The following is a 4543-nucleotide window of genomic DNA, read 5'->3' on the forward strand; positions in this document are numbered from 1 at the left end:
CCTCGACGCTGACCGCCGACGGCTCCGTCCGTCCGACGACCATCGACACCGGGTCTGCCGGGCTGGTCGGAGGCGTGACGGTGTCTCCCTTCCACCTGGCCAGATGAGGACCTCCGGGCGACTCGCCCCGGCGGTCCTCCTGGTCGTCCTGCTCGCCCTGGCCGGCTGCACCCCCGGCACCGGTCCCGGGCGGGAGGCACGGGAGCCGGCGACGTCCACGTCGCCGGCTCCCGCGGCCGAGTCGTCCGCCTCCGCGTCGTCGGTGCCGGTGTCGCCCGCGCGCCGGGCGACCTCCGTGCTGCGCCCGCAGCGGCCGGTCGTCGTACGGCTGCCGGGTGGCGTCGCCGTACCCGTCCGGTCGGCGTCGACCCTGGGATCGGGCCGCCTCGACGTCCCCGACGACATCGGCGTCGCGGGCTGGTGGGACGGCGGCGCACGGCTGGGCGACCCCTTCGGCTCCACGCTGGTGGCGGCGCACGTCGACTCCACCACCCAGGGGCTGGGTCCGTTCGCCGCGCTGCTCACGGTGGGCGGCGGGGAGCGCATCCGCCTGGACTCGGCCGGACTGACCCAGGAGTACGAGGTGCGGTCACTACGGCTGGTGCCCCAGGGCCCCCTCACCGATCGCACCGAGCTGTTCGCGGCCGGCGGACCGCGGCGACTCACCCTGGTGACCTGCGCGCCGCCGTACGTCCGCAGCCGTGGCGGCTACCAGCGCCTCGCCGTGGTCACGGCCGTGCCCGTCTCCGCGCCCATCCGGAGGGCCAGACCATGAAGCGCCTGGACGCCTCGCGGGCACGCCTGCTGCTGCTCGGCGTGACGTTCCTCCTCCTCCCGGTCGCGACGCTCGCCCTGCTCGCCGGCCATCTCGACGGAGGAGGGGTGCCGCCGGCGGCGACGCTGAGCACCGACGGGCCGGGACGCCGGCCGCCCCAGCCGCTGCAGCCCGGCGAGTCGTACGTGCGCACAGTGGTGCTCCCGTCCGGGGACCTCCGGGTGACCCACTGGATCGAGAGCGACGTCCCGCTCCGCTCCGTCGACCTCGCGATGCCCGCGGTGTCCGGCGCCGAGGCGGTCGAGGTCAGGAACGTCCGCGTCGTGGCCGACGGCCGACGGGTCACCCGGTCCCGCGGGGTCGCCTCGATGCCGGAGGGCCACCCGCTGTCGGGTGCCGGCTCCGTGCAGGTCCGCTACCGGTTGAAGGGCGCCGTCGAGCCCAGCACGTCGACCCGCGGCCGCGGCCTGGCCCTGATGACGTCGCTGACCGTGCAGCAGGATCCGGCGTCGGTGCGGGTCTTTCGCACTGTCCTCGCGCCGGAGGTGCTTTCGCTGGCCTGCGCCCCGACGACGGGGCGGCCGGATCCCCAGCCCTGCGGCGCCCTCGACCCGGACGGCGGCTGGACCGTCGAGCTCGCGGGCGACCGGGTCGATGACCGGGTGCTCGCCCAGGTGACACTGAGGTGATCCCTCAGTCGCCGGACGGGCGCACGTAGCGCCCGCGACGGTGCAGCAGCGGCTCCTCGTCGGGGCCCAGCACCACGTCGTCGAGGGAGCACACCACCTCCAGCGACCAGCCCAGGAGCCGGACGTCGGTGACCGTGCACGCCGCCCATGTGGCCGCGGAGGCGAGCCGGGGTCCGGCCGCCGTCTGCTCCCAGGTCGTGGCCGCGAACAGTCCGCCCGGTGCGGGCATCAGGCCGGCGAACTGCTCGGCGAGGTCGCGGTGCTCCCACTCCAGGAGGTGTACGACGACGCGGTGCCCGACCTCCAGGGACTCGCCGAGCGCCGAGTCCGGGTCGAGCAGGCCCACCACGAGCGGCGGCTCCCCGCCGACGACCAGCATCGACGACACGGTGAGGCCGGCCCGGGCGCGGTCGGCCCCGGCGGTCCACAGACCGACCCGGCCCGAGAGACGGCCCCGCAGCCGCCGCGCGGCGTCGCGGGAGCCCTCGGGATCGGCGAACGGGTGGTCGGAGTGGATGGTCACGAGGTCTGTCCCATGCTGAGGCCGATCAGTGCGTGGAAGGTGGTTCGACGGTGACTACGAAACCCTAGTCACGCCTCCCGGGCTCGCGTCCGGGGATGGACCGGATCGGAGAAACGGCAGCGCGAGAGCTACGACATCCATACTCTCGTCCGGGACTCAGGAGGAAGAATGACGGACACAGATCTCGCGCCCAACATCGCGGAAGGGATCGTGGGTAGTGAACGACCGCGGGGGGCCTGGATCGCCGTCCTCTTCGCTGTGACATCGTTCCTGGGCGCAGCTCTGCTGTTCATGGTGCAGCCCCTGGCCGCGCGCCTCATCCTGCCGTCGTTCGGTGGCTCAGCGACGGTCTGGAGCACCAGTTCGCTGTTCTTCCAAGTCCTCCTGCTGGTGGGGTACGTGTATGCGCATGTCGCCACCCGGACGCTGGGCGCATGGTGGCAGCCCCGCATCCACTTGGTTGTGCTGGCCCTGCCACTGCTCGTTCTGCCCATCGCGCTCCCGCAGAACTCGGCACCGTCATCGGCCACATCGCCGGTGATCTGGCTCCTGTGGGTCCTGACACTCCTGGTGGGTCTGCCGTTCGTCGTACTGGCAGGCACTGGGCCGCTCATCCAGCGCTGGTACGCCTGGTCGAATGGTCCTCGCGCGCAGGATCCCTACTTTCTCTTTGCCGGAAGCAACCTGGGCAGTTTCGTCGGRCTCCTGTCTTACCCCTTCCTGATCGAGCCCCACCTTTCCCTCAGCCAGCAGCGGATGGGCTGGTCCCTCACCTTCGGGGCCTTCCTCCTGCTCATGGCCGTGTGCGCTCTCGCAGTGCGCGTGCCGCGACTCGTCGCCCAGCAGCGAATCCTTCCCGCGCCAGGTCTGACGCACAAGCTCGCCGCCCAACAGGTATGGGCATGGGGCGCCCTCGCCTTTCTCCCCTCTTGCCTGATGCTCGCTGTCACGGCGCACCTGTCGACTGACGTCGCGTCCATCCCATTGCTCTGGGTGCTCCCTCTGTCCGCTTACCTGATGTCCTTCGTGGCCGCGTTCGCTCGAAGCAGCCGCACTGTCCCGCTCCTCGCCACTCGCGCGGCTGTGGCGTTCTCGTTCACCAGTGCCATCCTCGCGGTGGTCGCAACCGGCCTGCCGATCATCTTCAGCGTGATCGTCGATGTCATCACCGTGGGCCTCGTCAGCTACGCCGCACATGCGCGCCTCGCCGCTACGCGTCCGGACCCTGCGCACCTGACCATGTTCTACCTAGTGCTCTCCGCCGGCGGAGCTGCGGGCGGCCTCCTCAACGGTGTCGTGGCGCCGACCGTCTTCGACCGGGTCTGGGAGTACGGCGGGACCCTCGCGTTTGTCCCCCTCCTCCTCGTCGGTACGTCGGCTCCAGTGGCCACGTGGTGGAGGCGTCGGTACCACCCCGTCTTTCGCACACTGGTCATGACACCGCTCGTCCTGGGGGCGGGCCTGTCCCTCGTCGCGCTTCTGATTGGGATCGGCCACACCCCCTCGTTCGCCTTGATGCCCGCTGCGCTGTGCCTGGTGATCGCTGTGGGTGCGGCGTCCACCCGGGCCCCAGTGGCCCTGAGCCTGGCGTTGGYCATGACCACGCTCGGGGTTGGAGCGCAGGCATACACGAACTCCGAATTGCTCGACCGAACCTTCTACGGCAGCTACAGGGTGACGTCTTCGGACGGTGTGCGAAGCCTGGTGCATGGGACCACCGTCCACGGCACCCAGTTCCTGTCGCCGGAGTTGCGGAACGAGCCCACGACGTACTACGTGTCGGACGGTCCACTTGGAGACGCGATGAGGGTTGCGCCGGCCCGTCGGACGGCCGTCGTCGGACTGGGGTCTGGCGCCATCGCCGCCTATGGCACCTCCGGACAGCAGATGACATTCTTCGAGATCGATCCCGCCATCGTGAGGATCGCCGAGGACCCCGACTACTTCACATACCTCGCTGACTCGGCCGCGGCGATCACCACAGTCGTGGGCGATGGTCGGCTCGGACTCGCTGGCGCCGGAACCTCGTATGACCTAGTGATCCTTGACGCGTTCAGTTCCGACTCGATCCCCGTGCACCTTCTGACACGCGAGGCCATGCGTGAGTACGCAGCGCACCTCGAAGGCGGCGGATCCCTCATGGTGCACATCAGCAACCGCATCTTCGACCTCGAGCCCGTTCTTGCCGCAGCTGCCCGTGATCTGGGCTGGCACGCTTTCGTCGGCGAAGGGGGCGACGGACCGGGATCCGTCAAGAGCAAGTGGGTGCTTCTGACCGATTCCAATGAGCTGTCGAGCGAGATACTCGGCCTCCGGCGGTGGCGGCGTGTCGATCCCGGCCGCGCTGTCGTCTGGACGGACGACTACTCCTCGGTGCTATCCGTCCTGCGATAGCTCAGCAAGTGGCACGGTCAGCTCCCACTCGGTCCCCCAGGACCCGGTGTCCAGGTGGGCGGTGCCGCCGAGGTCGGTGATCCGACCGCGGATGGACTGGTCGACGCCGAGCCGGCCCGAGGCCGTCGCCGCGTCGAGCCGGCCCGCCGGGATGCCCGGGCC

At 70.6% G+C, this 4543-nt stretch carries 4 protein-coding genes and 1 pseudogene; 3 read left to right on the forward strand and 2 right to left on the reverse strand.

Translation table 11 applies throughout. The annotated features are described in order from the left end of the window. The first annotated feature begins 103 nt into the window (after positions 1 to 103). The gene (locus tag ACXJKL_RS15290; RefSeq protein ID WP_457207892.1) at positions 104 to 775 is read left to right on the forward strand and encodes a class F sortase; all 672 of its coding nucleotides are present in this window, start codon (positions 104 to 106) and stop codon (positions 773 to 775) included. Beyond that, complete coding sequence (locus tag ACXJKL_RS15295) at positions 772 to 1464, forward strand: hypothetical protein (protein ID WP_457207893.1); 693 nt, start codon at positions 772 to 774, stop codon at positions 1462 to 1464. Before ACXJKL_RS15290 ends, ACXJKL_RS15295 begins: the two co-directional genes overlap by 4 nt. 4 nt (positions 1465 to 1468) lie before the next feature. Here the strand turns inward: ACXJKL_RS15295 and ACXJKL_RS15300 are convergent, their stop codons facing one another. Continuing rightward, positions 1469 to 1987 carry a flavin reductase family protein gene (locus ACXJKL_RS15300; RefSeq protein ID WP_457207894.1) on the reverse strand — a complete coding sequence of 173 codons (519 nt, stop codon included), beginning with the start codon at positions 1985 to 1987 and terminating at the stop codon, positions 1469 to 1471. Positions 1988 to 2155: 168 nt separating this feature from the next. Here ACXJKL_RS15300 and ACXJKL_RS15305 point away from each other — a divergent pair, with 168 nt between their 5' ends. Next, complete coding sequence (locus ACXJKL_RS15305; RefSeq protein ID WP_457207895.1) at positions 2156 to 4381, forward strand: spermidine synthase; 2226 nt, start codon at positions 2156 to 2158, stop codon at positions 4379 to 4381. Here ACXJKL_RS15305 and ACXJKL_RS15310 read toward each other — a convergent pair. Then, a pseudogene (locus ACXJKL_RS15310) lies at positions 4364 to 4543 on the reverse strand (hypothetical protein); the annotation flags it as partial. The gene ACXJKL_RS15305 and the pseudogene ACXJKL_RS15310 overlap by 18 nt on opposite strands.

This window comes from Nocardioides sp. P5_C9_2, assembly GCF_054049555.1.

Excerpts from the sequence above, each read along its gene's own strand:
- ACXJKL_RS15290 (WP_457207892.1), top strand. The coding sequence starts at position 104 with ATGAGGACCTCCGGGCGACTCGCCCCGGCGGTCCTCCTGGTCGTCCTG.
- ACXJKL_RS15295 (WP_457207893.1), top strand. The coding sequence starts at position 772 with ATGAAGCGCCTGGACGCCTCGCGGGCACGCCTGCTGCTGCTCGGCGTG.